Below are 26,205 nucleotides of genomic sequence, written 5' to 3'. Positions count from 1 at the left end.
TGGTAACATGTTAATTTATAAATCGTAAACAGTATTGCTTAAATAAATTGTAATCTATGCAAGCTAATAAGTTACCGATACCTGCAAATGAAATGGAAAGGGTTATTGAACTTTCTGACTATGATATTGACTACGGCGCGATGCAAGAACAGTTTAAGGATTTAACCACCCTGGCTGCAAAAATTGCAGGAACCGATATTTCATTGATTAACCTCATCGACTCTTACACCTCATGGACTATAGCCAGGCATGGGTTACCGGTAGAGCAGTTGCCAAGAGATGAAACCGTATGCCAGTATACTATAAGCGGAGACGAAAATTTTGAAGTTGCGGATTTAACGGAAGACGATCGGTTTAAAGATAAATCATACGTTAGCGGTGCACCTAATTTAAAATATTATTTTGGTGTACCCTTGCGGACAGCTAACGGGAATAACCTCGGTGCCTTGTGCCTTATGGATGCAGAAACCAAACAGCTTAGTCCGGAAAAGATTGAAATGCTAAAAATAATTTCCGGTGAGATCGTTAACCGTTTACAAGTTTATAAAACCCTGCAGGAGCTTAAACAAAATGCAAACGAGGCCTTAGAAAGCAAAAAGCGGGTGGCACATGATATACGCGGGCCTGTTGGCGGAATTATTGGCTTGGCCCGGGTAATCAGTGAGCAGGGTAATGAGAACAACATGGAAGAGGTACTGGAGTTCATCAACCTTATTTATAAAAGTGGTAATTCCATACTCGAGTTGGCCGACGAAATTTTAAGCGTTGATTTGGCCAAATCAGCTAAGGCATTAGGAGCTAATGAGTACAACCAACTTATGTTAAAGGATAAGCTTGAAAAGCTTTATGCGCCACAAGCTTTAAATAAGGGTATCCACCTCACCATAACAACCGACTCAGGGACGGAAGCGGTGCCATTTTCAAAAAATAAATTATTACAGATCATCGGCAACATCATCTCAAACGCCATAAAATTTACGCCCAGCGGAGGTGGAGTTTCGGTAAGTTTCGGATTACAGATCGGCACCAACCAAAACGTGCTGCTCTTTACTGTGGCTGATAATGGTGTTGGTATGTCTCCCGCTAAAATTTCGGCCGTTCTTTCCGGCGAAGGCGAGTCTACACATGGTACATCCGGCGAGCAGGGGTATGGGTTCGGCTTGTCGCTCGTAAAACATTTAATAGACAGCCTGAAAGGAACTTTGGATATAACTTCAACTCAAGGAAGCGGCAGCATTTTCAGTGTGAAAATTCCGCAAAGTAAAGTGTCATAAAAATAGAAAGCCCCTTGCACTCGCTGCCGGGGCCTTCAAACCTAAACCTTATCACATAGCAGGCAGGTGCCTGCGATACAATAGTACGGCAAAATATCTATCTGTATAACCGCAGATGTGATTTCTAATGGAATTTTAATGCAGCTTAACTTTTATTATATGATTTAAGCAATGTTTAAACACCGGCCTTCAGTATAAAGTAAGCATTAAACAATATGTATATGGCGAGCACAACGCGACCGCTGCGTATATCAAATATTCTGGATTCATTTGTTTTGCCTTGCTTAATCAGCGTTAAGGTGTAAGCCGTGCAAATAATTACGGTTAGTATACATAACAAAGTTAGTCCATGAAGCGTATCTACCAGGGTGAAGGTTGTTGAATCGGGTAGAGAGGCATCTATAATATATTTATTACCAATTACCGCGAATAAGGCGCCAACGCTTAGTCCAAAGCGAGAATCAATACTATCGGCATGTATATAAAAGCACATGTACGCAATCAGGAAAGCTACATACATTCCCAAAAACATCTTCCAAAAGAGTCCCATCGCATTGCGATGAATAATTAATTTAGTTTTAAAACTGCTGTATTCGGTATGAGGCTTCTCTAATGTTTCGTCTCCAAAGCCGGTTTCGTACTTTTTTATGCCGGTGGCAATGTCAACGCTGTCAATATTCCAGCCCCGTAAAGTTAGGCGTGGGTCGAAATGCTGTCCAACTGTATCAGCCGCGAAAACGAGCGCATCTGAGTCAAATTGCGAGTTTTCAATAGAGAACCGCAGCGTTTGCTTATCAAACGGAAAGTTATTAATACTCCAACTGTCCTTCATTACGCATTGCAGCTTCATCATCAGGTATATCCGCCCGTCAGACGAATCAACGGTAGAAAATGATTTTTCAACCGTTTTTGCCAGTGGCACCTCCAGGTTACGCTCAAAATCAAAATCCTTGTTCTTGTATTTCATCCAGAGCCAAAGGTTCACGGTGTATTCCTTATCCTTGAAGTTGATATCGTGAATGCTGGTTATATAAATATCCGTGCGTACGGTATCGGGCACAGATTTGGCAATTGCCGCAAAAAACGGAAAGACTATAAGGAAAAATATAAGCTTAGTTTTCAAGGTATTACTCTATAACTATCGCTTAACACCTTTTGTGGTTAAGTTGTTTTAATGCAGGTCATCGCCCTTTTGGGTTCTTTTTTCTACTGTCATATATACAACTGCGCTTGCGGGCCCTGGTTAAACAGCAAGTCAACAATACTTAAATCTGGCACAAAGCCGTTTCTCTCCTCAAATACCTGAAAGTAGGGCTTATTATCAGTGATCAATCCTTTTTTAGGGTGAATGCTTTCACGCAGGTCAATCGCGGTTGTGTAAGTATGCTCGTAGTTATCGGTAAACTTTAACTCGGTTTTTATTTTGAGCAGCTTTAATATCAGCTCCAGCATTTGCTGATTATAGTCAAATAGGTAATCAACCTTTTGCTCGTAAAACGGTGCAAAGTCGTCCTCGTAAAATTCAAAATAAGCCGATCGGCGGTAACAGGCTTGCAGGCTCATCCAGTGCAGGCGCTGCCAGTTAAAATCGTAACTGATGCGTACATCCTTTATCTTGGTGTGATTTTTTGATCCTTTTATAACAGGCACTACCAGGCTCAAAACACCGTCGGGCGAATATATATTGGCGCGGTTACGATAGGTTTGCTTTGGGAAATGCTCCTCGCGTTCAATCCATATATCGGGCTTATACTTGTTTAATTGAGTGAAGTATGATACCGGTGGTAGATAAAACAAAGGAAGAACTGCGCCTTTATCGATCATATATTTTATGTTTGTGTTCAAATTTCGCAGAAATAAATGATAAACAAAGGGCTTTCATACATCGGTATCGGTTTTTTATACCTGGTATCGTTATTGCCTTTTTGGTTTTTGTATCTTATTGCTGATGTGTTATTTGTTGTAATTTACTCTGTTACAGGCTACAGGCGTAAGGTGGTACAGCAAAATCTGCGTAATGCTTTCCCTGAGAAAAGCGATGAGGAGCGGAGTAAAATTGAGCGTGATTTTTTTCGCTACTTTGCTGATCTTATTGTAGAGATCATTAAGGGCATTACCCTGTCTGAACGGCAGATTGTCAAACGTATCAAAGTTTTAAATGTAGAACTGATTAACAGCTACTTTGAGCAGGGCCGCAGCGTGATAGGGGCAGTAGGGCATTATGGTAACTGGGAAATGTCGGCTCTGGGCCTGGGGATAATTACTGATAGGCCCCGGCTGATTGTTTATAAGCCGTTAAGCAACAAGATTTTCGAGCGTTTTTTTATTCATGTTCGGTCGCGGTTTGGCGCTACGCTGGTAGCTATGAAAAACACGCTGCGCAAAATGAGCGATATACGCAGGCAAATTTCAATAACGGTTTTAGTGGCCGACCAAACACCCGTGCAGCACGAAGCGCAGTACTTTACCACTTTTTTAAACCAGCCAACGGCTGTTTTTTTAGGGATTGAAAAGCTGGCGAAAATGATGGACGCGGTAGTGGTTTTTTGTGATATAAAGCGGGTGAAAAGAGGGTATTATACTTGTACCTTTGTGCCACTTGCCGAAAATCCAAAACAAACGGCAGAATATGAGGTTACTGAACTTCACGTAAAATATTTAGAGAACATGATAAGGCAACAGCCGCAATACTGGCTTTGGACGCACAGGCGCTGGAAATTTAAGCCGGAGGATAAGCATTAATGAACGATATACCTAAAGTTGCGGCTGTTATTTTAAACTGGAACGGGCTTTCACACTTACAGCAATTTTTGCCTTCGGTAATGGCCTCAACCTGGCAAAACCTTGAGATCGTACTTGGCGACAATGGCTCAACCGATAGTTCGGTGGAGTGGGTTTCGAGCGTTTATCCGGCGGTAACCATAATTAAGAACGACGAAAATTATGGCTTTACCGGAGGTTATAACCGTGTGCTCGAAAAGGTTGATGCCGACTATTTCATACTTTTGAATTCGGACATAGAAGTACAGCCCGGTTGGATAGAGCCGGTGATTGCCTTAATGGAAAGTGATGAACGTATTGCGGCGGCATCCCCTAAAATACGATCATACGCTGATAAGAAAATGTTTGAACATGCCGGTGCTGCCGGTGGTTTTATTGATCATTTTGGTTACCCGTTTTGCCGTGGCCGTATTTTTTATGAGATAGAGGAGGACAAAGGGCAATACGATCAGTCAGGAGAGGTGTTCTGGGCATCAGGTGCGGCTTTGTTTATTAAAAGGAAATGCTGGGAAGAGTCCGGTGGGTTTGACGAACGTTTTTTCGCCCACATGGAAGAGATTGACCTTTGCTGGCGATTGAAGAATATGGGGTACAAGGTAATGTACTGCGCCGAATCAACCGTTTACCATGTGGGCGGCGGTACGCTGAATACCGAAAATCCGTTTAAAACTTATCTTAACTTCCGTAACAACCTGTTGCTGTTAAAAAATAACCTACCATTTGGCCGGGCAACGTTTGTAATTGGTCTGCGTTTTTGGCTGGATCTGTTAGCGCTGTTCCGATTTTTAGGTGAGGGTAAACGCAAGGATGCCTGGGCGGTGAGCAAGGCGCATCAGAATTTTGTGCGACAGCTATTCAAAGCATCCAAGCATAAGGGCGAAAAAAAAGGAAGTGTAAAATCACTTACCGGCATGTATAAAGGCAGTATAGTATCGGCATTTTTTGTGGGCAAAAAGCACCGGTTTACTGATATACCTGAGGAGTTCTTTTACAAATAGTAAATATTTATAATAGCAAAAATGGCTCGCTTAATCAAGCGAGCCATTTTTGCTTATTGGTAAACTTCTTTATTGGCTGATGCTAAAGTGTTTTTAAGCAAGCCAACAATGGTCATTAATCCAACGCCGCCCGGTACCGGGGTGATCCATGAGGATTTTGGCGCTACGTTCTCAAAATCAACGTCGCCATATAACTTATAGCCTGATTTTGTGGTGGCCGATGTTTCACGGTTCATGCCTACGTCAATTATTACAACGCCATCTTTAACCATATCGGCAGTAATAAAATTCTTTTTACCGATGGCCACGATCAATATATCAGCATCCAGCGTAAACTTTTTAATATCCGGTGTACGACTGTGGCAAATGGTAACCGTACAGTTACCCGGCTGCGTATTACGCGCCATTAATATACTCATTGGGGAACCAACTATATTACTGCGGCCAACCACTACACAATGCTTACCTGCGGTTTCAATACCATATTCCTTAAGCATCAGTGTGATGCCATAAGGTGTAGCCGGGATGAACGATGGCAGGTTGCGCTGCATACGGCCCAGGTTTACCGGGTGAAAGCCGTCAACATCCTTACGGTGGTCTATGCGCTCGGTTACCTTTTCCGGGTCGATGTGTTTTGGTAATGGTAGCTGCACAATAATGCCGTCAATATCAGCATCGGCATTAAGTTCCTCAACCTTTTTCAGTAATTCTTCTTCGGTAACGGTATCTTCATAACGTACCAGTGTCGATTTAAAACCCACCTTTTCGCAGTTTTTCATCTTGCTGGCCACATAAGTTTCGCTGCCGCCATCATGCCCAACCAATACCGCCACTAAATGTGGCTTACGGCCGGTTTTTTCCAGAATAATAGCCGCTTGCTCAGCTATTTCCACCTTAAGTTTTTCTGATACGTATTTTCCGTCTAATAAATTCATTTAGTCTCCTAACCCCTAAATGGGGAATAAAAGTTTAGCTTCCCAACCCCCTTGAAGGAAAGCAGATATATAAGTCGCCAATAACACCCCCTTCAGGGGCAGGGGGACACTTAATCCAGTTTCAAAACCGCCATAAACGCGCTTTGTGGTATCTCAACGTTACCTACCTGGCGCATGCGCTTTTTACCTGCTTTTTGTTTTTCTAATAGTTTACGCTTACGCGATATATCACCACCGTAACATTTGGCGGTAACGTCTTTACGCATGGCTTTCACCGTTTCGCGGGCGATGATCTTAGCACCGATTGACGCCTGGATAACGATTTCGAATTGTTGGCGCGGTAAAAGCTCTTTCAGCTTTTCGCAGATCTTTTTACCAAAATCGTACGAGTTGCTGCGGTGTATCAATGATGATAGCGCATCCACAGGCTCGCTGTTCAGGCGAATGTCCAGTTTTACCAGGTCTGACTGGCGGTAACCTATCTGATGATAATCAAACGAGGCGTAGCCTTTTGATATGGTTTTCAGCTTATCGTAAAAATCAAATACTATCTCGCCCATCGGCATCTCAAAAATGAGCTCCACACGGTCGGACGTTAAATAAGACTGGTTTACGATAACCCCACGTTTATTGATACATAATGACATTACCGGCCCCACAAAGTCGGACTTGGTGATGATAGTGGCCTTAATATATGGCTCCTCTACAAAATCTATTTTGCTTGGATCGGGCAGGTCGGATGGGTTGTTTACCAGCATGCTATCGCCTTTTGTGGTGTAAGCGATGTACGATACGTTGGGAACGGTGGTAATCACCGTCATATTGAACTCACGTTCCAAACGTTCCTGGATGATCTCCATGTGCAGCATGCCCAGGAAGCCGCAACGGAAACCAAAGCCTAACGCGGCTGACGACTCCGGCTCAAAAACCAGCGAAGCATCATTAAGCTGTAGCTTGGCCATTGATTCACGTAGCTCTTCGTAGTCTTCCGTATCTACCGGGTAAATGCCGGCGAATACCATTGGTTTTACTTCCTCAAAACCCTGAATACCTTCGGCACAAGGGCGGTCAACCTGGGTAATGGTATCACCAACCTTAACCTCACGCGCTTCTTTAATACCGGAAATAATATAACCTACGTCGCCTGTTTTGATAACATCCTTAGCCAGCGGGCGAAGTTTTAATGTACCTACCTCATCAGCCAAATACTGCTTTTCGGTAGCTACGAATTTTACCTTATCATTTTTACGGATCTCACCGTTAACTACTTTAAAGTAAGCGATGATACCACGAAATGAGTTGAAAACGGAATCAAAAATCAATGCTTGCAGCGGCGCGTCAGGATCACCTACAGGTGCAGGCACACGCTCAACAATGGCGCGCAAAATATCATGCACACCCATACCGGTTTTGCCGGACGCTGCTAAAATGTCCTCACGTTTACAGCCTATCAGGTCAACAATCTGATCTTTCACCTCCTCCGGCATAGCTCCCGGAAGGTCCATTTTATTTAATACCGGGATTATTTCCAGGTCATTCTCCAAAGCCAGGTAAAGGTTTGATATGGTTTGGGCCTGTATACCCTGCGCCGCGTCAACAATCAATAATGCGCCTTCGCAGGCGGCAATTGAGCGTGATACCTCGTAAGAGAAATCCACGTGTCCCGGCGTATCAATCAAATTAAGGGTGTATTTTTCACCATCAAGCACATAATCCATTTGTATGGCATGGCTTTTAATGGTAATACCGCGTTCACGCTCAAGGTCCATATCGTCAAGCAACTGGGCCTGGCTTTCGCGCTGGGTAATGGTGTTGGTGTATTCAAGTAACCTATCGGCTAAAGTGCTTTTGCCGTGGTCAATGTGTGCTATAATACAAAAGTTACGAATATGCTTCATCAGAACCGCAAAAATAGTTTTTTGCCTTGATAAATTTGCAATGTACTACGCGGATATTTACTAACGCGAAATTTGAACCTATGGAAGCATTGTTAAGTGCAATTGAACAGCAATTAAATCAGCATATAACAACTTACCAACCTGTAAGTGGCGGGGATATTAATAACGCGTTTTGTTTAAATACATCTAAGAACATCTACTTTTTAAAGACTAATAGTAAGCACAAGTTTCCGGGCATGTTCGATGTTGAGACGAGAGGGCTGGAGCTGATACGCTCAACCCAAACTATCGCCGTGCCTCATGTAATTATGCAAGGCGATGCCGGCGATAAGAGCTATCTGGTACTTGAATGGATTGATACGAAAAAAGCTGACGCGGTTAATACGCGCGAATTAGGCGAGCAATTAGCCGCTATGCATCGCGTAAGCGCCGAAAGCTTTGGTTTGCCTTATGACAATTATATAGGTTCGCTAAATCAAAGCAATAAACAGCATACTACATGGGCTGAGTTTTTTGTTAAAGAGCGACTAACGCCTTTGATAAGCATGGCGAAGGAAAGAGATTTGCTAAATACCGAAGACATAAAGCTGGTTGAAAGATTGTATAACAAGCTCCCTGAGTTGTTTGATGAAGAAAAACCAAGCCTTATTCACGGTGATTTGTGGGGTGGCAATTACTTGATAAGCGGTAGGGGCAAACCTTACTTAATTGATCCTGCGGCGAGTTACGGACACCGGGAGTTTGATATAGCGATGACGACTTTGTTCGGTGGTTTCAATAAGGAGTTTTATGGTGCATATAATAATTCTTTTCCCTTAAACAAAGGCTGGCAGCAACGTTTAAAACTATGGAATATCTATCCGCTGTTAATACATCTTAATTTGTTTGGGGCGATGTATAGGCAGCAGCTACTGAATAATTTGTCATTATATGTTTAATAGGGTGATTTTTAATATATTGATAATCAAAGTGATAATAAGATATTTATTATTTTATATAAATTCTATAGATTTAGTAGTATATTTGTCTTGTCAATAAGAATAACAAATGAACACGACCTGCATCTACCCTAATTCTCAATTGAGCCGTTTACTAAAGGCCTTTTTCTATTGTTGTTGATATGTTTTTAAGGAGACAACTCTTTTAATAACTATTCCATTCGTTTATCAACAACACAACTATCATGACAAAGTATATACTATTTACCGCAGGCCTGGTGCTGCCTTCTGTTTTATTTGCACAACAAATCAATTTTAATTTAAAGGGAGATATCAAGAATTTTAATAGCAGCGGTAAGGCGTATCTGCAATACCGTACCGACGCCGGTACTGTTGCAGACTCTGCCGAAGTTCAGAAAGGAAGTTTTTCATTCAAAGGCCCGTTGCCTGAGGCAACAAAAGCTACTTTGACTATAACCCGCAATACCGAAAACTTTCAGCAACAGCGTAATGCCGACCGCTTAACTCTTTACCTTGAAAACGGCAATATCAATTTACAGGCAACAGACTCAATAGCCAAAGCGGCTATTAATGCCGGACAATTAAATAAGGACAACATTGAATTAACCGTTGCGCTTAAACCTTATACAGACAGGTTACGTGCGGAATACCGTGCCTATGGCAGCTTACCTAAACATCAGCAAACCAGCCAGGCTGAAGCTGAACTTGACAAAAGGGTAGAGGCCATTGAAAATGAACAAAAAGCTATACTCGTACCATTCATTAAATCGCACCAAAACTCGTTAATAGCGTTGGATGCCTTAAAAACTTATGGTGGATATTTCCCGGAAGCTGCTGAAGTGGAGCCGTTATATACCGCTTTATCCAAACAGGTTAAAAGCAGCAAGGCTGGTGCGCAACATCAAAAATGGCTGGATGGCTGGAAAAAAACAGCAGTTGGTGCTACGGCTCCGCAATTTTCCCAAGCTGATAAAGATGGGAAGCAGGTTTCTTTAGCATCATTCAAAGGCAAATATGTATTGGTTGACTTCTGGGCATCATGGTGCGGCCCTTGCCGAAATGAGAATCCGAATGTGGTATCCGCATATAATCAATATAAAGATAGGAGCTTTACCATATTGGGCGTTTCGCTTGACAGCAATCGCGATGCCTGGTTAAAAGCCATTGACGATGATAAATTAGCCTGGACACAGGTATCAGACCTTAAATACTGGAAGAACGAGGTGGCTGAATTATACGGTGTGCGAGCCATACCGCAAAACTTTTTAATAGGACCGGATGGAAAAATTGTAGCCAAAAATCTTACCGGCGATAAACTATCAGCAAAGCTGAATGAAATTTACAAAGACAATAAACAACTAACTACGGCGAGCACGCGTGGTAAGTAAATCAATAACGGTAGGGTGGCCGAGCGGTGAGGCGGAGGTCTGCAAAACCTTTTACGACGGTTCGAATCCGTTCCCAACCTCTCTTAGCACAAGTGGTGGTTCTTTGTGCTGCTGAAGATGGCCCTGGCGCTCCTGCGCCGGGCCAATACTTCAAATCAAAATTTTAACTATTAACTGACTATTTGACGAGCTGCTGAGATAGCACCTCCAAGGCAGAAATTGCTATAGCATTTCTGTCAAAAAAACTGTGTTAGGGTGTTAAACTACGCAGCAAGGAGCGGCTGAGGTCATTGTGGCCGCTCCTTTTATTTTCTTGCCTGATCTGATTTTTTCTTCATCAATCTGTTTTAACAAACTCGATTCATGTCAACATCTCATTCTATGTGTATGCCGATAGTTTTTAACTATTTAGCATAGAATATATTGATTGTGATTGTACATTTTTATGCCATACATTTACGTTGTTAAATCAAAAAAGACATTGATTAATAAACTTATAAATTATGGAAAACGGATCAAATGACATCAGTAAATGCCCTTTTCACAATGGCACAATGAAACACAATGTTGGCGGTGGCGGTACCCGCAATCGCGACTGGTGGCCTAATCAATTAAAGATTGGTATTCTGCGCCAGCAATCATCTTTATCAAACCCCTTGGATAAGGATTTTAATTATGCCGAAGCTTTTAAAAGTCTTGATCTGGAAGCCGTAAAAACCGACCTGCACGCGCTGATGACCGATTCGCAGGATTGGTGGCCGGCTGATTTTGGTCACTACGGTGGCCTGTTCATCCGTATGGCCTGGCACAGCGCAGGTACTTACCGCGTAACTGATGGCCGGGGTGGTGCGGGTGCCGGTATGCAACGCTTTGCTCCACTCAATAGCTGGCCAGATAACGTAAGTTTAGATAAAGCCCGTAGGTTATTATGGCCTATCAAACAAAAATACGGCAACAAAATATCATGGGCTGATTTAATGATACTTACCGGAAATGTAGCTTTAGAATCAATGGGCTTTAAAACCTTTGGTTTCGCCGGCGGGCGTGAGGATGTTTGGGAGCCGGATGAATCAGTTTACTGGGGTGAAGAACGTACCTGGCTTGGTGGCGATTTGCGCTATGCAAATGGTTCAGAGGGTGTCCAGGAAAATCATGGCGTATTGGTATCTGACGATGATGCCGACGGTAATATCCACTCGCGTAATCTTGAAAAACCGTTGGCAGCGGTACAGATGGGTTTGATTTACGTAAATCCCGAAGGCCCGGATGGTAACCCCGACCCGATAATGGCTGCTAAGGATATACGTGACACCTTTGGACGAATGGCGATGAATGACGAGGAAACAGTGGCGTTAATTGCCGGTGGGCATACCTTTGGTAAAACACACGGCGCAGCACCTGCTGATAATGTGGGCAAAGAGCCGGAAGCTGCTGATATTGAACAACAAGGCTTCGGCTGGAATAATAAATATGGCTCAGGTAAAGGTGCTGATACCATTACCAGCGGGCTTGAAGTTATCTGGACAAAAACTCCGACCCAATGGAGTAATAATTTTTTTGAGAACCTGTTTGGTTTTGAGTGGCAGCTTACCAAAAGCCCTGCTGGTGCTCACCAATGGGTAGCTAAAACAGACGAGACTATCATTCCTGATGCATATGACGGTGCTAAAAAGCACAAGCCGACCATGCTAACTACTGACTTGGCGCTCAGGTTTGATCCGGCATATGAAAAAATATCAAGACGCTTTTTAGAAAATCCGGACGCTTTTGCTGATGCATTTGCGCGCGCCTGGTTTAAATTAACGCACCGTGATATGGGCCCCCGTGAGCGTTATTTAGGCCCTGACGTTCCGCAGGAGGAACTTTTGTGGCAGGATCCAATACCGGCAGTTGACCATGTTTTGGTTGATGAAAACGATATCGATATTTTAAAGGCTAAAATAGCGGATTCTGGTTTGTCGATATCTGAGCTGGTATCAACAGCATGGGCATCAGCATCAACCTTCCGCGGTTCAGATAAACGTGGCGGTGCTAATGGCGCACGTATAAGCCTGGCTCCGCAAAAATACTGGCAGGTTAATAATCCTCCGCAACTACAAAAAGTGCTCGACGTGCTCGAAGCAATTCAAAAAGATTTTAACGGAGCGCAAACATCAAGTAAGAAGATCTCGCTGGCTGATTTAATTGTGCTGGCAGGTAACGTAGGTATCGAAAAGGCTGCCAGGGCTGCTGGGCATGACGTTACAGTACCTTTTGCAGCCGGGCGCATGGATGCTTCTCAAGAAAAAACCGATGTTGAGTCATTCGGCTACCTGGAACCAATTGCTGATGGTTTCCGTAACTACCGTAAAAAAGTGCGTGTATCAACCGAAGAGTTATTGATTGATAAAGCGCAGCTACTAACACTTACTGCTCCTGAACTCACGGTATTGGTAGGCGGTTTACGCGTGCTGGAAACAAACTACGATGGTTCAAAACACGGTGTGTTTACGCAACGGCCGGGGCAATTAACCAACGATTTCTTTGTAAACCTGCTGGACATGAGTACTGCCTGGAAAGCGGCATCTCCGGATAGGGAGGTATACGAAGGCACTGACCGCAAAACAGGTGAGCTACGTTGGAGCGGTACCCGTGCCGACCTGGTATTCGGTTCAAATTCTGAGCTGCGTGCGGTTGCTGAAGTTTATGCAAGCAATGATGCGCAGCAAAAATTTGTTAGTGATTTTATAGCAGCATGGACCAAAGTGATGAATTTGGACAGGTTTGATTTGGTGTAAAAATAAGTTGCGAAGAATAATCATAAAACCGGCCGATTTTTTAGCAGGCAAACCAAAAGTTACGTAAAGGGCCGCACTGTTGATGAACTGCATCAGGTGATTACTTGGCTCACAGGCTTTGATGCCGAAATGATACAGGAGTTAATTAACGCGAAGGTTAGTTTCGAGGGTTTCTTCGCTCAGGCTACAATTAATCCACGAGCGTCATTAATTACCGGGCTGATTTGCGGTTACCGGGTAGAAGAAATTGATAATCCAATTACTCAAAAAGTTCGTTTTCTGGATAAGCTCGTTGATGAACTTGCCAAGGGTAAATCCCTGGATAAAATACTTCGTAAATAATATATAGAGCCCATATGTATAAGCAACCTACATATGGTTGCTTTTTTGTTGTATAATCAACAATTAATATCCACACTTATAGATAATATGTGTATTTTGCCGTATACCTATTAGTAAGCCTGTTATGCTCAATTTTTCAAGCCTTCCCAAATGCGCTAAGCGCTTTAGTAGCATTTTGTTATTAAGTTTGACTTCCTTCTTTAATGCCTTTGCACAGCAACCACAGGTAAGTGTCGACCTTAACCGCGTTATCGAACCAATGAAACCCATTTGGGCGTGGTTTGGTTACGACGAACCAAATTATACTTACATGAAAGATGGCAAGAAGTTGCTTACTGAACTATCGAAACTAAGTCCAGTGCCGGTTTATGTGCGTACACACAGTTTATTGGTAACGGGCGATGGAACGGCCGCACTTAAATGGGGTTCAACCAATGCTTATACTGAAGATGCCAGCGGAAAACCGATTTACAACTGGGCTATTATCGACAGTATTTTTGATACTTACGTTAATCGCGGTATGAAACCGCTGGCACAGATAGGCTTTATGCCGCAAGCATTGTCTACACATCCGGAGCCTTACCGCCATTACTGGAAGCCCGGCGACCCTTACAATGATATTATTACCGGGTGGGCTTATCCACCTAAAGATTACGATAAATGGCGCGAACTGGTGTATCAGTGGGTAAAGCATTCTGTAGAACGATATGGCCAAAAGGAAGTGGAAAGCTGGTATTGGGAGGTTTGGAACGAGCCCAACGGCGCTTATTGGAAAGGTACGCGTGAGGAGTTCTTTAAATTATATGATTATGCAGCTGACGGATTAAAAAAGGCTTTGCCAACAGCTAAAATCGGCGGTATCAATATTGCCGGAACGCGCACGAAAGGAGCAATAGAATGGACGCGCCAGTTCATTGAACATTGCATAAGCGGCAAAAATTACGCAACCGGCAGGGTAGGTTCGCCGTTAGATGCCGTTTTATTCCATGCTAAGGGATGGCCGAGGCTGGTGAACGGAAATATCCGAATGGATATGGCGCCGCAATTGCAAGACATTCGTACCGGGATGGAAATTGCTCAATCGTATCAACAAACAAAAAACCTACCGCTGATAGTTGGTGAATCGGACCCGGAAGGCTGCGCGGCCTGTGGTATGGCCACAAACCCGGAGAACGCCTACCGCAACGGGGTAATGTATTCCAGCTATACCGCTGCCTCTTTTGCCCGTAAGTATGAGCTGGCCACCCGTAAAAAAGCTAATTTGTTAGGCGCGGTAAGCTGGTCTTTTGAGTTTGAGGATCAGCCCTGGTTTTATGGTTTCCGAGATCTGGCCACTAACGGGGTAGATAAACCTGTGTTGAACGTTTTCAGAATGCTGGGCATGATGAAGGGGGGCCGCGTGCAAGTCCAATCGAACAGAATGGTTGCATTGGATAGCGTTGTAAAAAATAGCGTACATGGCGCTTTGTCTGATATTGGTGGATTGGCCGCGAAGAGCAAACAAACAGCAAGTATTATGCTGTGGAATTACCACGATGATGATAAGCCGGCTGCTTACGAAACCGTTAGCCTGCAAATTGCAGGTCTTACCGCAAAAAAGGCAAGCCTGAGCATTTACATGATCGATAAAAATAACAGCAATGCGTACGAGGTGTGGAAAAAAATGGGTTCGCCGCAAAATCCAACCGCAGCGCAAATAACCGAATTAGAAAAGGCCGGGCAATTAAGCCGTATTTTAAACAGTAAAGTAAAGCCAAAGGCAGGCAAAATAACTTTGGAAGTTAAGTTGCAACGCCACGCTGTAGCACTTGCTTTGCTTGAGTGGTAGTGTTAATGTGCGTTTTTAAATTTACTTGGCTTTTTAACTAACATGGGCAAATTCCGTTTAGCGATAACTACGGTAGTTGCATAAGGCGCGGCTAATGTTTTAGTTGTTTTCGTTTTAGTAAGGCTTGCTTCGGGCTGGATTCCTGTTATTGTTAAAGCTTTTTTCAACAACGGATCATTGGGATCGCCAAATGGTAATAAGGGCAATGTAGAAAATTCGTCTACTAAATAATCTGGCGGCAAGCCGTTTGCGTAATCACCCATCCCTTTGGCGTTGTAAAGTTTAAATATTAAGGGATGCATGGTTAGGTTAACCAGTTTAGGTTCTCTAAGGTCGCTAATAGCAAAACTCGCCATATCCTTACCCATGCTTTTGCTGCCAATTTGAGTGACAGTTACAAAAGGCTTAAGGTTGTTAACCAGTAATTCTGCGGCTGAGGCCGTTGAACCTGTGGTCAAAATAATTACGCTTTGCAGGTTGATTCGGCGGGCAGTCAGTTCATTAAAATCTTGAGGGGTAAACGAATTTTCTGTAATTAAATCGTTAAATGTTTTAGGCAAACGGCCACCATTGTTGTTCGCCTGATAGATAGCGAAAAGTTGGTTAGCTGTGGTAGGAGTTACGGTTGCTGCTATTTTAGCGGCTGAGGATACATCACCACCAGGATTATAACGCAGATCGATAATTAGCTTAGATACTCCCTCATTCTTCAATTTATTAAGTGAATCAAGAACATCATAGTCCTGCCGTCCATCAAACCAGTTGTAAAATATATAACCTACCTTTATTGTGCCGTTTGAGAAAATGCGTGTTTTATACACGGCCGGCTCAGCAAACCTCGCATAGTATATTTTCACTTTTATTGAAGGTGTTAAGGTGTTGTTATGCAATGTAGATAGCTGAAGGATAACTCCATCGCCCCGTGCGAGTGTTTGTTTTATTGATGATGCCGTACCCAACGTAATGTCTGTTCCGTTTACAGACGTAAACATATCGCCACGCTTAAGTCCCTGCCTATCGGCAGGCCCGCCCGGCACAACCAGCGTTATTGTTCCAATTAGTTGATTGGGCATTGATGGTATTTGTATGAGTGCATATTCAAAGCCATACCATGCGAATGATGAATACTCGGTCCTGGTCTCATCGGGGCTGTCAATAAAAGAAAAGCGGTCGGCCGGATTAAGCAGCGATTTAAAAAATGAGGTCGGGCTTAATGCTGATGCAGGCTTTCCTGGTAATTCTGAGTTCCAGTAATAGTAAACTTTCATGCTATCTAAAATCCACTGATTACTTAATGATAGTGGATTATCGGTTTCATTGTTTTTTTTACATGATGGTAACGCTATCATGATTATCATAATAGCGAAAATTATATAACCCGTTATACAGCTTTTCATAGGTGCATTTATTATATAATGAGTAGGCTGCGACAACTCCCTATTCGTAGTAAATATTTTATTAAGTTTTTTTTCAATTGAACTAGGGAATATGGTCCATTACGGGATTATATAAGAAACAAGCAAATGAATTGCCGCCCATTACCGCGGTTAAACACTCAAATGAATAAAGAAATACTTAAGAGATATTTTGAGGGTAAGAGCAGCAGGTGGGAAACTGAACAGGTAAAGGAGTATTTCCGGGGAAATGACATGCGTGTTTTTGATAATTATATTAATGATAACGAGAAATGCACTGATGATGTTCAGTTAGAGCACGCTTTTAAGGAACAGTTCTTTGATAACTTAATGGAACGGGTGAACGGGCAGCAAGAGGTAAAACGACCAGTCCGTAAAACCGCATATATCTATCTCAAAATTGCGGCTACTTTAGTATTGATTGTCGGAATAAGTGCTTTGATCTATAATTCTGCCGAGCGAAAAATTGAACAAACGTCTACCTATGAAAAAATTACCAACATTACCGGCAGTTTGCAATATGCGGTTATAAGAGACGGAACCAAAATTTGGCTGAACCCGGGAACTACCATTAGTTATGATAACAGATTATTTAACGATAGTACACGTGAGGTGAATATAACCGGTGAAGCTTTTTTTGATGTCGCTCATAACCCTCAAAAACCCTTTAAAGTGCATGCCGGTAAGTTAACTACAACGGTTTTGGGCACGGCTTTCAACGTTGAAGCGTATACCAAAGAAAAACGCATTAGGGTGTTATTGTTACGAGGACATGTACGGGTGAGCGATGGGGGGGAGCAGCATGACTTAACTCCCGGACAGTTTGTTGAATATAATCAGTACAGCCGTAACATGAACGTAAATAAAACTGACATTACCGGCAAGCAGGAGCTATACACAAGTGGTAAAATAGTTTTCGAAAACTTACCGCTTAAGGATGTAATACATCGCCTCGAAAATATATTCAACCTGTCGTTAAAGGTGACAAACTCAGCTTTGCTTAATAATAAAACGGTAAGCGGCAACTACTATCGTAATAACAGCCAGGATGTATTAAACAGCATTTTGTTTATGCATGGCCTTCATTTAAAAAAGAAAGGAGAAAAAGAATATCTGATCTATTAAAAAAATATTACTTAACAGGATATAGTAAAAAGGAATGCCACTGGCATGGCATTCCCCAAAAACTGAATAGTTAAACTATAACAATTTTATGTTCATCTCTACAAAACTAAATAATCGTATTGAAAAGCGACGCTTGTCGTTCATAATTTTCGCAGCTTTATTAATCATGTTCAGTCCTGTGCAGGCGCAGTCAGCGCCAGCGAGGCCTACTTTTTCTATCAATATCTCTAAATCAACCTTATCAGATTTATTAGATGCTATTAAAGAACAAACGGGGTACGAGTTTTTCTTTGACAGGGTTGCGGCAAAAAAAATAAGCGTAGAGCATTTCAGGCTTACCGCTTCGTCAATTCAACCCTTTTTAAAGAAATTACGAAAAGATTTACCGGTAGATTATCAGGTTAACCGCAATGAAGTTACTATACAAATAGAAAGTGACGAAAAATATAATAGCCGTACCCGGATGGAGCAGCCGGGCAAATTATCAGGTAAGGTATTTGATGACAAAGGCGGCACGTTACCAGGTGCAAGCATACGCGTTGTAGGCGCTAATTATGCCACGCAAACAGCTGCAGATGGTACTTATCAATTAAACCTGCCCCCAGGTACCTATATAATCGAGGTGTCTTATATATCCTTTCAATCAAAAAGAATAACCGATGTGGCGGTTAAACCCAATCAGGTTACTCCGCTTGATGTGCTTCTTACGGTCGACTCAAAGTCACTTAAAGAGGTTGTAGTTACTGCAAGTTATCGCAGGGCATCAATAGAGGGTATGTATGCTAAACAGAAAAATAATTCAGCTGTGTCTGATGGTATAACTGCCGAGCAAATCAGCAGAACGCCGGCCACTAACACCGCGCAAGTACTGTCAAAAATCAGTGGCTTGCAAATATCTAATGACCGGAATGTAGTGGTGCGCGGGCTCAGTGACAGGTACAATAATGTATTACTTAATGGCGCGGTGCTGCCAAGTAGCGAACCAAACCGCAGGGATTTTGCTTTTGATATGATACCCAGTGCGTTGGTAGATAATATCGTAGTAAATAAAACTGCTACTCCTGATCTCACCGGCGAATTTACAGGTGGTTTGGTACAGGTAAATACAAAGGATATTCCGACAGAGGATTTTTTCCAGGTGACTATTGGAAGCGGCTATAACACACGAGCTACGGGAAAAAATACGCTCGGTTTGGACCGCGGTAACCGGTCATGGTTAGGCCTCGCTTCTAATATTCATAAGAAACCGGAAGGGCTTACTTTTGGTGAATATAACAGCGTAATAACTGCTGTTCAAAACAATACGCCTACTGCTGATCAACGTACAAAAATAAATAGCTTTTTAAGTGAGGTGCCTGAAAATTGGCGGTTTAAACAATACACCGGCCAGCCAATCCAAAATTATCAGCTGCAAGGTGGCAAGGTGTTTTCATTTAAAAACGACTCGCGTTTAGGAGTTGTAGGCGCCTTAACCTACCGCAATGAGCAACGCGCCGACCAGCGGGATTTATATTTCAATAATTTTTACGACTACAAAGGAGAACAGTATCGCTACTTAACCACACTTGGAGGTTCTTTAAATCTGGGATATAGTTTCGGCAAAAATAAAATCACATTGCAAAACACCTATAACGGCAGATATAGTGATGATTTTTGGAAATACAAGGGCGTTGATTTTGATAATAATAATTCAAGGGTAGACAACTATAATAACGTAACCGTTATCAATAATTTGCTGCAGTCTCAGTTAAGTGGCGAACATACAGTAACAAAAACAGGAATAAAGATAGATTGGAACTTCTCTGCCGCGAGGCTTAACCGCGACCAGCCATATAGCCGGATTTTATTAAGACAAAACGGATCGGTAGGAGACAACACTCCCGATGATTATTTTGGTTATAACTTTAGTGATCCCGGAATAAGAAATGGTTCAGTTTACTATTCTGAATTAAACGAAAAACTATTTAATTGGGGAACGAACGTCCAGGTGCCGTTCAAACTACTTGACTTAAATCAAACATTTAAGGCCGGTTATCAAGGCAAGTATCGCGAGTCTGACTTTAGTGCGAGCCTTTACAGGATATTTTCGTTTAATAGAGGAAGCAACTATTACAGCGGTTTGCCGTATTATGATGTGTTTAACACGGCGAACTTTACCAATGACCTTTACCTGAGGCCAATCGGCACAGGAGGTTCAGTTTATGGATCCAGGCCGTCATCTGAGGGTTACGATGGCTTTCAACGGCTACATGCATTTTATGGTATGCTGGATTTTAAGCCGATAAAAATGCTTAGGGTAATTGGTGGGATACGCGCCGAGAAGAACACCCAAACGGTGTTTGATAATATTTTAAGTTCAGGTGCAACTACGGTTGATCGGGTTGCGACAGGCATTAATCAAATTGATTGGTTACCTTCGGTCAACGCTATTTATTCGCCAACCAGTCAATTCAACATCCGCGCCGCAGTATACAAAACAATTGCCCGTCCGGACCTTCGTGAGTTATCCGCGTTTCGCTATTTTGATTATGACATTTATGATGTGATAGAGGGTGCACCTCTGCGAACCACTAAGATTAATAATGCTGATTTGCGATTTGAGTACTACCCGTCTCCCGGCGAGATTATCAGCATATCTGGTTTTTACAAAAAGTTTAAAGACCCGATAGAGGTAGTTTACATAGGCACCAGTAGTGGCCAAACATTGTTTTACAACAATTTACTGTCTGCCGAGGATATTGGCCTTGAGCTGGACTTTCGTAAATCACTTAACTTATGGGGTAGCGAATCATCCATCTTAAAAAATATCTTTCTATCTGGCAACTTTACCTGGCTTGACGCAAGCATTGAGTTTGATCCATTGGTGGCTGTTGACGCGGAAGGGAATACGGTATCGTCCAAACGTAATCGACCCTTGGCAGGCCAATCGCCTTACATTGTAAATGGTGGCTTGCTATATACAGGCAAGCAGTTTGGACTAAATGTGACGTATAATCGTTACGGCAAACGAATTGTATACGCTTCACCAAACCGCTCACTTGATCAGTATGAAAATTCAAGGGATATAATTGATGCTCAGGTAAGCTATAAATTTTTAAAACAGCAAAAAGCGGAATTTAGATTGAATGTTAGCAATTTGCTAAACCAGGAGCAATTTATCTATACCAATCGATTTGCTGATGGTAACCCGTTCGGGTTTTCTTCCGGTGATGCATCAATACAAGAGTATCCGTCCACCGCCGATCAGACACCTTTGCCTGCCGAACGAATTGACCCCAAGGGCACCTCTTATAACAAGGATTATGATACCAAGTTCCGAAGGTTTCGTTTCGGTACCACATTTACGTTGAATTTTATCTATCGCTTTTAATGCTATCTATTATATAAACAAACCTGGAAATTATGAAAGACAACAAAACGTAAATTAAACGCTGCTCGAGACGGACATTTTGAACAGTGAAAACAAACCAAAAAAAATTAAGATTATGAACTTTAAATCAATTGCCTTAAAGGCTTTATATGCTCCAGCTTTGGTAGCAGTTTCTTTATCATCTTGCAAAAAAGATAGCTCAATAGCTGATAACCAAGGTGATTTTAATAAATCAAGTAGCGCTTATGTTGACTCACGCACAGCGCCAACGGTAACCAGCGTTCTGCCAAATATTATCGGCGGCAACAGAACACTGTCGCGCGATACTACTTACATCCTAAACGGCCCAACTTATGTTACTAATAACAGTACCTTAACCATTCAATCAGGTACATTTATTAAAGGAAGGGCGAGAACTGCAACAACTTCAAGCCTGCCTTCATATCTTTTAATTACCAAAGGCGCTAACGTACAGGCGGTTGGAACAAGCGCTCAGCCAATTGTATTTACCAGCACTGCGGCAGCGGGTGCACGCAAGCCGGGTGACTGGGCTGGTGTTGTAATATTAGGTAACGGTATAACCAATGCTGGCTTACGTCCGATTGAAGGTATCTCTGCAGATTATGTTACGACCTTTGGCCTGCCTTTTCCAAGTACAATTCAATATGGTACAAATGTATCTGAAGCAGATGCTAACGCTGCAAGCCGTTTAAGCTATGTACGTATAGAGTACGCCGGTGCCGTTTTAGAAACTGATAACGAATTGAATGGGCTTACTTTAGGTGGTGTGGGCTCAGCAACTACTTTAGACCACATACAGGTGTCATACGGTGCTGACGATGCTTTTGAGTTCTTCGGCGGTTCAGTAAACGCTAAATACCTTATTGCGCAGGGCAATAATGACGATGACTTTGATTTTGATCAAGGTTACCAAGGTACTATTCAGTATGCCGTATCTGTAAAAGATGCTTCAACGCCGGCTCCGCAATTTTCTTCAAATCCTAATGGTATCGAAAGTAACAACGTTACTGCCCCTGTTACAGCCACAACGAGCCGTTTAACCAGCCCGCTGTTAACTAACCTGACCATTCTTGGTTTAAATCCTCCAAGAGGCCCGCTTACCGGAACAACTTACGGTATCGGCGTGGTTTTTCGCGTAAGTTCAGCAGGAACGTTTGCTAACTCGGTAGTTGGTGGTTTTGATATAGGTTCGGCATTGTTAACCAGTGCTACTACAACTTTCCAGGGCAATTATGGCCAGGCTTTCACAACTGCAGGCCCTGCGTTTACTTCATCAACAGTAAATGCAACAGCTAACGCGAACAATGCATTGCGTTTGGCCAGCCCGTTCAATGTAGCTTTCACTGGTTCAACCGCGGTGCCTGATTTTCGTTATTTAACTTCTCCGGTTGCATCTCCGGCTGCTTCAGGTTTTACTTATGCTGGCTTAACTATTCCTCACCCGGGTGGTGCCGTAACTGCATTAGAAACTCCATCATACCGTGGTGCTTTCGGTGCTTCATCAACAACCCGTTGGGATGTTTCTCCGTGGGTTTCTTACAATTCTAACGCTAACGTTTATTAATAATAACCAGGCCTTGTTTAATTGATAGTAACATTAAAAGATAACCCGGGGCGTAATGCTCCGGGTTTTTATTAAATTATGAAAAACCTAAGACAAATTTTTTCTTTAATAATTATCACTGTTTTTTTGTTTAATGCCTGCCAAAAAGGCAAGGAACTCGAAAATCCGGCGTTTGGCTCACTAAAAATAATTTCTTCGTTTACAGGCGATGCCGATCCATTGCTAATACAAGTTGATGGCCGCACTTTAGATACGCTGACATCCGTGAAACAAAGCATCAATGGATTACGGTTAAAAGAAGGTGAGCGTCATCTGGTATTTATTAATCAACGTAACAGCAAGGTTATTACGGATACCATAATTAATATTGAACGACAAAAAAACTTTGAACTACCAACATTTCTTTATACTGGAACGGGAACATTATTTGATGATCTCGTCGAGAAACCTCAACCCGACAGCATGTTGGTGAGAATAGTTAGCATTGACCCTGCATTGCCCGAAATAATGAATATTCAGATAAGCCTGTATGATTTTGCCGGTAATCAGTATCAATTACCTAATAAGAGCATTAATGGCGTTCGCAAAGACAAGTTCAGCAATTTTATACAATTACCTAACCCTATTCAGTTGCTTCCCCCGGGCACGGATCCGTCCTCATTTTACTATTTTATAGAGGGCTTTGACCCGGCTAATGGTAACAAAAAGGTTATGAGTATTGAAGAGGGTAATGGATGTTATGTAATAGATTTAGATTCATTTGCTGCTTATACCCCAAATCTTGTACTGTCGCTTGGTATAGGCGCTCCTACGGAATTCAGCACTTTGCGAGACCCGTCCAATATTTTCCGGAGAGTTGCACAGCAATGATTGACTGCTTCAATAATAAAAATAAATGGCTTACCCCGGACAAGGTAAGCCATTATTTTTTAAATCAACGCCTTAAAATATATTTTAAAGGTTGAGCGAAAATAACGTAATATTTGTCTGTAAACAAATAACCGTATCAATTTTATACGAAAAATATTCGATTTCAAGCAATAACAAATAATTAATCTTAGTTTAAATTATTTATTCAAAATAGGGAATATTTATTTGTCAAGAATCGATATAGTTATGAATTGGGTATATAAACAAAAATGGAAGACATTTATAGCTTCCATTTTTTGTTAACCTTGCAAGTTGAAAAATTATTTATCAACTAATAAAGCGATTATGGTTGCAGCTATTGTTGTTACGGTGTTTCGAAGTTTGTAGTTAGATAATAAACTTTTTTTTACCGCTTTATAAGCTTCATTTAAATGATTGTCAACGGTTTTACTTGATATTTTAAGCGCGTTGGCAATATATTTATAGCTAAAGCCCTCTTCTTTAAACATCCTGTAAACTTGTTGTCTTTTCGGCGGGAGGGTATTTACAACGCGGGTAACCATAATTCTGAATTCTTTTAAATCAAGTTCGTTGTCCATATCTACACTAAAACTTGAAGGTAAAAGCGTTGTGCTTAAATCCTGACAATTAAGCATAAGCGCTATTTCTTTTCGGGCAAAATTTCTGGCGTAGAAAAATAAGAAAGGCATGTAATCCTGTCTGCCGTCCAGATCATCCAACCTTGCCCACAGTTTTAAATAAGTATCTTGCAAAACATCATTAGTAAGCTCCTCATTTTTTAAGCTACGCAGAAAAATATGATAGAGTTTAGGAAAGGTTTTGTTGTAAATTTCTTTGAAAAGACGCTCTTTTACTTGCATTACATCCGTTTTCATAGGAAAGGTTTGATGCAATCAAGATAGAGAGCTAATGTTAATTCATTATTAAATTGTAACACGTAAGAAATAATGTATTAGAGAGTTATAACGATCTGAAGTATCGCTTCAAATATTTCGCGATATCATAGCAGATGGTTTAGAAGAGAAACACTTCGTACACATGCAAGTTGGATTTAAAAAATTCCTATTAACACCCCGCTTCGTGCTTCGTAAAATGAATAAAGTGTATTCGGCAGATCATTGTTAGCCAAAAAACTAAATGAACATCTGCAGAATGTTAACCAATTTTGACGCTCGTCGACAGAATTGAATAAAGATATAAATCTTGTTCACTGGGCACAATCAGGGGCAGGCCCTATATCATAAGCTGGGGCGTCCGGGTGAATGCACATCATTATATTAGCGTCCTTGGCCGTTGGTATTACATTTACCGCTTGCAGAAGCTGAGGCCTGCAATCAAAAAACAGTTCCGTTACTTCAAAAGCAAGTGTTACAAATATGTTTATATGAAATTTTAGTTATTCACAACCTCACGATATTATATTTTTTTACGCAGTCATTCGGAAAATTGATACAGAATAGCGAAATATTGATAAAGTAATAAGGTGTAATCAAACTGGTAATCCTCATTTTTACGGCCTTATGTTACAAGTAAAGAATGTTTAATGAACGTTACTCTGACAAACACTAAACAACATTTCAAAATTCTTGATGGATTAAGAGGTATGGCCGCTATTTCAGTTGTGATATTTCATTTTATGGAAATCACCATCCCCGATTACAAGGACAGTTTCATTGCCCATGCTTACCTTGCGGTAGATTTCTTTTTTTGCCTATCCGGTTTTGTAATTGCTTATGCATATGACCACCGGCTGAACAAAATCGGAATCAAAAATTTTCTTAAGCTACGCCTTATCAGGTTGCATCCGCTGGTACTGGTTGGATCTGTCATTGGCTTGCTCGCTTTTATGTTTGATCCGTTCAGTAATCTTTACGGCAAATATCAAAACAGTACCCTCACGCTGTTCCTGTCGTCGCTTCTGATGATCCCTTACCCGCTTGTTCACGAACGCTATTACAATCTTTTTCACCTAAACCCGCCTACATGGTCGTTATTTTGGGAATATATATCTAATGTTTGTTATGCATTTTTCCTTGTAAAGATCCGAAATAAGTTGCTTTGGACACTGACGCTGTTTGCAGCCGGAATGCTGATCTTTGAAGCTCAGCGATCAGGTAACTTAGCCGTAGGTTGGGGCGGAGACAATATATTTGGCGGTAGTATACGTGTATTTTTTTCATTTCTTGCCGGGATACTTGTGTATCGCTCCGGCTGGATTATCCATACACGATTGAGTTTTTTATTGGTTGGAATGCTTTTGCTCATAATCTTTCTTATTCCGTTTTCGGATTTCAATCGAGTTATTGATCCTTTGGTCGTTATTGTCTGCCTACCTTTGCTGGTATCTTTGGGTGCAGGAGCAAGATTACCTAAGTCATTAAACAAGTTATGCAATTTTTCAGGTGATTTATCTTACCCGCTATATATGATACATTATCCTTTTGTATGGGTATTTATGAGTTATGTAGAAAAGCTTAAACCATCGCTTTATGAACAAACTATTGTAATTATGTTGAGCACTTTACTGCTGATCTTGTTGGCGTATATCGTTTTAAAAGTAGTGGATATCCCAATCAGGCTTTGGTTAAAAGAACGGCTATTTAAAAAAGTTAATGTTATAAATTACTAAATCTATGGCG

The 26,205-nt window shown here is 41.8% G+C and carries 18 protein-coding genes, 1 tRNA gene and 1 pseudogene; 14 read left to right on the top strand and 6 right to left on the bottom strand.

The window, feature by feature from the left end:
• Positions 1-56 precede the first annotated feature (56 nt).
• Positions 57-1,274 (top strand): GAF domain-containing sensor histidine kinase, encoded by a 1,218-nt coding sequence (locus LT679_RS04570; protein ID WP_232175930.1) that lies wholly within the window; start codon positions 57-59, stop codon positions 1,272-1,274.
• A 175-nt stretch (positions 1,275-1,449) separates the two neighbouring features.
• On the opposite strand, the gene LT679_RS04565 is transcribed toward LT679_RS04570, so the two are convergent.
• Together LT679_RS04565 and LT679_RS04560 are read right to left on the bottom strand one after the other, a co-directional pair.
• Entirely contained in the window at positions 1,450-2,397 is a 948-nt protein-coding gene (locus LT679_RS04565; protein ID WP_232175928.1) for a ligand-gated ion channel, read from the bottom strand.
• An 89-nt stretch (positions 2,398-2,486) separates the two neighbouring features.
• Positions 2,487-3,098 (bottom strand): WbqC family protein, encoded by a 612-nt coding sequence (locus LT679_RS04560; RefSeq protein WP_232175926.1) that lies wholly within the window; start codon positions 3,096-3,098, stop codon positions 2,487-2,489.
• Between the two features lie 36 nt (positions 3,099-3,134).
• Here LT679_RS04560 and LT679_RS04555 point away from each other — a divergent pair, with 36 nt between their 5' ends.
• Positions 3,135-4,016 carry a lysophospholipid acyltransferase family protein gene (locus LT679_RS04555; RefSeq protein WP_232175924.1) on the top strand — a complete coding sequence of 294 codons (882 nt, stop codon included), beginning with the start codon at positions 3,135-3,137 and terminating at the stop codon, positions 4,014-4,016.
• Positions 4,016-5,053: a glycosyltransferase family 2 protein gene (locus LT679_RS04550; protein ID WP_232175922.1), complete on the top strand. Its 1,038-nt coding sequence runs from the start codon at positions 4,016-4,018 to the stop codon at positions 5,051-5,053. The genes LT679_RS04555 and LT679_RS04550 overlap by 1 nt, the downstream gene beginning before the upstream one ends.
• A gap of 53 nt (positions 5,054-5,106) precedes the next feature.
• Here LT679_RS04550 and LT679_RS04545 read toward each other — a convergent pair whose 3' ends face one another.
• Together LT679_RS04545 and lepA are read right to left on the bottom strand one after the other, a co-directional pair.
• A complete protein-coding gene (locus LT679_RS04545) occupies positions 5,107-5,988 on the bottom strand; it encodes a bifunctional 5,10-methylenetetrahydrofolate dehydrogenase/5,10-methenyltetrahydrofolate cyclohydrolase (RefSeq protein WP_232175920.1) in 882 nt (293 codons plus the stop codon).
• Between the two features lie 110 nt (positions 5,989-6,098).
• Positions 6,099-7,886 (bottom strand): translation elongation factor 4, encoded by a 1,788-nt coding sequence (gene lepA, locus LT679_RS04540; RefSeq protein ID WP_232175919.1) that lies wholly within the window; start codon positions 7,884-7,886, stop codon positions 6,099-6,101.
• A gap of 80 nt (positions 7,887-7,966) precedes the next feature.
• Between lepA and LT679_RS04535 the strand changes: the two genes are divergently transcribed.
• The 6 genes and pseudogenes from LT679_RS04535 to LT679_RS04510 all read left to right on the top strand — a co-directional run bounded on the left by LT679_RS04535 (position 7,967) and on the right by LT679_RS04510 (position 15,180).
• The gene (locus tag LT679_RS04535) at positions 7,967-8,824 is read left to right on the top strand and encodes a fructosamine kinase family protein (protein ID WP_232175917.1); all 858 of its coding nucleotides are present in this window, start codon (positions 7,967-7,969) and stop codon (positions 8,822-8,824) included.
• A gap of 245 nt (positions 8,825-9,069) precedes the next feature.
• The gene (locus tag LT679_RS04530) at positions 9,070-10,233 is read left to right on the top strand and encodes a TlpA disulfide reductase family protein (RefSeq protein ID WP_232175915.1); all 1,164 of its coding nucleotides are present in this window, start codon (positions 9,070-9,072) and stop codon (positions 10,231-10,233) included.
• Positions 10,234-10,242: 9 nt separating this feature from the next.
• Positions 10,243-10,313: transfer RNA gene (locus LT679_RS04525), tRNA-Cys, on the top strand.
• Positions 10,314-10,736: 423 nt separating this feature from the next.
• Positions 10,737-13,010 carry a catalase/peroxidase HPI gene (katG, locus tag LT679_RS04520; protein WP_262909234.1) on the top strand — a complete coding sequence of 758 codons (2,274 nt, stop codon included), beginning with the start codon at positions 10,737-10,739 and terminating at the stop codon, positions 13,008-13,010.
• Between the two features lie 63 nt (positions 13,011-13,073).
• Positions 13,074-13,352: pseudogene (locus LT679_RS04515) on the top strand (DUF2200 domain-containing protein); the annotation flags it as partial.
• A 124-nt stretch (positions 13,353-13,476) separates the two neighbouring features.
• A complete protein-coding gene (locus LT679_RS04510) occupies positions 13,477-15,180 on the top strand; it encodes a GH39 family glycosyl hydrolase (RefSeq protein WP_262909233.1) in 1,704 nt (567 codons plus the stop codon).
• A gap of 2 nt (positions 15,181-15,182) precedes the next feature.
• Here LT679_RS04510 and LT679_RS04505 read toward each other — a convergent pair whose 3' ends face one another.
• Complete coding sequence (locus tag LT679_RS04505) at positions 15,183-16,538, bottom strand: S41 family peptidase (RefSeq protein WP_232175912.1); 1,356 nt, start codon at positions 16,536-16,538, stop codon at positions 15,183-15,185.
• A gap of 201 nt (positions 16,539-16,739) precedes the next feature.
• On the opposite strand from LT679_RS04505, the gene LT679_RS04500 reads away from it, so the two are divergent.
• The 4 genes from LT679_RS04500 (at position 16,740) to LT679_RS04485 (ending at position 23,545) form a co-directional block, all read left to right on the top strand.
• Complete coding sequence (locus LT679_RS04500) at positions 16,740-17,720, top strand: FecR family protein (protein WP_232175911.1); 981 nt, start codon at positions 16,740-16,742, stop codon at positions 17,718-17,720.
• Positions 17,721-17,808: 88 nt separating this feature from the next.
• Positions 17,809-21,090 (top strand): TonB-dependent receptor, encoded by a 3,282-nt coding sequence (locus tag LT679_RS04495; RefSeq protein WP_232175910.1) that lies wholly within the window; start codon positions 17,809-17,811, stop codon positions 21,088-21,090.
• Positions 21,091-21,205: 115 nt separating this feature from the next.
• Positions 21,206-22,675, top strand: coding sequence for a hypothetical protein (locus LT679_RS04490; RefSeq protein WP_232175909.1), 1,470 nt, complete (start codon positions 21,206-21,208; stop codon positions 22,673-22,675).
• Positions 22,676-22,753: 78 nt separating this feature from the next.
• Complete coding sequence (locus LT679_RS04485; protein WP_232175908.1) at positions 22,754-23,545, top strand: hypothetical protein; 792 nt, start codon at positions 22,754-22,756, stop codon at positions 23,543-23,545.
• A gap of 320 nt (positions 23,546-23,865) precedes the next feature.
• Here the strand turns inward: LT679_RS04485 and LT679_RS04480 are convergent, their stop codons facing one another.
• Positions 23,866-24,441, bottom strand: coding sequence for an RNA polymerase sigma factor (locus tag LT679_RS04480; protein WP_232175907.1), 576 nt, complete (start codon positions 24,439-24,441; stop codon positions 23,866-23,868).
• A 668-nt stretch (positions 24,442-25,109) separates the two neighbouring features.
• On the opposite strand from LT679_RS04480, the gene LT679_RS04475 reads away from it, so the two are divergent.
• Complete coding sequence (locus LT679_RS04475; RefSeq protein ID WP_232175906.1) at positions 25,110-26,195, top strand: acyltransferase family protein; 1,086 nt, start codon at positions 25,110-25,112, stop codon at positions 26,193-26,195.
• Positions 26,196-26,205 lie beyond the last annotated feature (10 nt).

It is taken from the genome of Mucilaginibacter roseus (assembly GCF_021215455.1).
GTDB lineage: Bacteria > Bacteroidota > Bacteroidia > Sphingobacteriales > Sphingobacteriaceae > Mucilaginibacter > Mucilaginibacter roseus.
Note: the sequence above shows the minus strand (reverse complement) of the source record. Positions and strands in the feature narration are given on the sequence as shown.

What these genes read in the sequence shown, in the direction of transcription:
- LT679_RS04485 (WP_232175908.1), top strand. Translation starts at nt 22,754, where the DNA reads ATGAAAAACCTAAGACAAATTTTTTCTTTAATAATTATCACTGTTTTT.
- katG (WP_262909234.1), top strand. Translation starts at nt 10,737, where the DNA reads ATGGAAAACGGATCAAATGACATCAGTAAATGCCCTTTTCACAATGGC.
- LT679_RS04560 (WP_232175926.1), bottom strand. Translation starts at nt 3,098, where the DNA reads ATGATCGATAAAGGCGCAGTTCTTCCTTTGTTTTATCTACCACCGGTA.
- LT679_RS04570 (WP_232175930.1), top strand. Translation starts at nt 57, where the DNA reads ATGCAAGCTAATAAGTTACCGATACCTGCAAATGAAATGGAAAGGGTT.
- LT679_RS04490 (WP_232175909.1), top strand. Translation starts at nt 21,206, where the DNA reads ATGAACTTTAAATCAATTGCCTTAAAGGCTTTATATGCTCCAGCTTTG.
- LT679_RS04550 (WP_232175922.1), top strand. Translation starts at nt 4,016, where the DNA reads ATGAACGATATACCTAAAGTTGCGGCTGTTATTTTAAACTGGAACGGG.
- LT679_RS04555 (WP_232175924.1), top strand. Translation starts at nt 3,135, where the DNA reads ATGATAAACAAAGGGCTTTCATACATCGGTATCGGTTTTTTATACCTG.
- LT679_RS04480 (WP_232175907.1), bottom strand. Translation starts at nt 24,441, where the DNA reads ATGAAAACGGATGTAATGCAAGTAAAAGAGCGTCTTTTCAAAGAAATT.
- LT679_RS04505 (WP_232175912.1), bottom strand. Translation starts at nt 16,538, where the DNA reads ATGATAATCATGATAGCGTTACCATCATGTAAAAAAAACAATGAAACC.
- LT679_RS04495 (WP_232175910.1), top strand. Translation starts at nt 17,809, where the DNA reads ATGTTCATCTCTACAAAACTAAATAATCGTATTGAAAAGCGACGCTTG.
- LT679_RS04475 (WP_232175906.1), top strand. Translation starts at nt 25,110, where the DNA reads ATGAACGTTACTCTGACAAACACTAAACAACATTTCAAAATTCTTGAT.
- LT679_RS04510 (WP_262909233.1), top strand. Translation starts at nt 13,477, where the DNA reads ATGCTCAATTTTTCAAGCCTTCCCAAATGCGCTAAGCGCTTTAGTAGC.
- lepA (WP_232175919.1), bottom strand. Translation starts at nt 7,886, where the DNA reads ATGAAGCATATTCGTAACTTTTGTATTATAGCACACATTGACCACGGC.
- LT679_RS04500 (WP_232175911.1), top strand. Translation starts at nt 16,740, where the DNA reads ATGAATAAAGAAATACTTAAGAGATATTTTGAGGGTAAGAGCAGCAGG.
- LT679_RS04545 (WP_232175920.1), bottom strand. Translation starts at nt 5,988, where the DNA reads ATGAATTTATTAGACGGAAAATACGTATCAGAAAAACTTAAGGTGGAA.
- LT679_RS04530 (WP_232175915.1), top strand. Translation starts at nt 9,070, where the DNA reads ATGACAAAGTATATACTATTTACCGCAGGCCTGGTGCTGCCTTCTGTT.
- LT679_RS04535 (WP_232175917.1), top strand. Translation starts at nt 7,967, where the DNA reads ATGGAAGCATTGTTAAGTGCAATTGAACAGCAATTAAATCAGCATATA.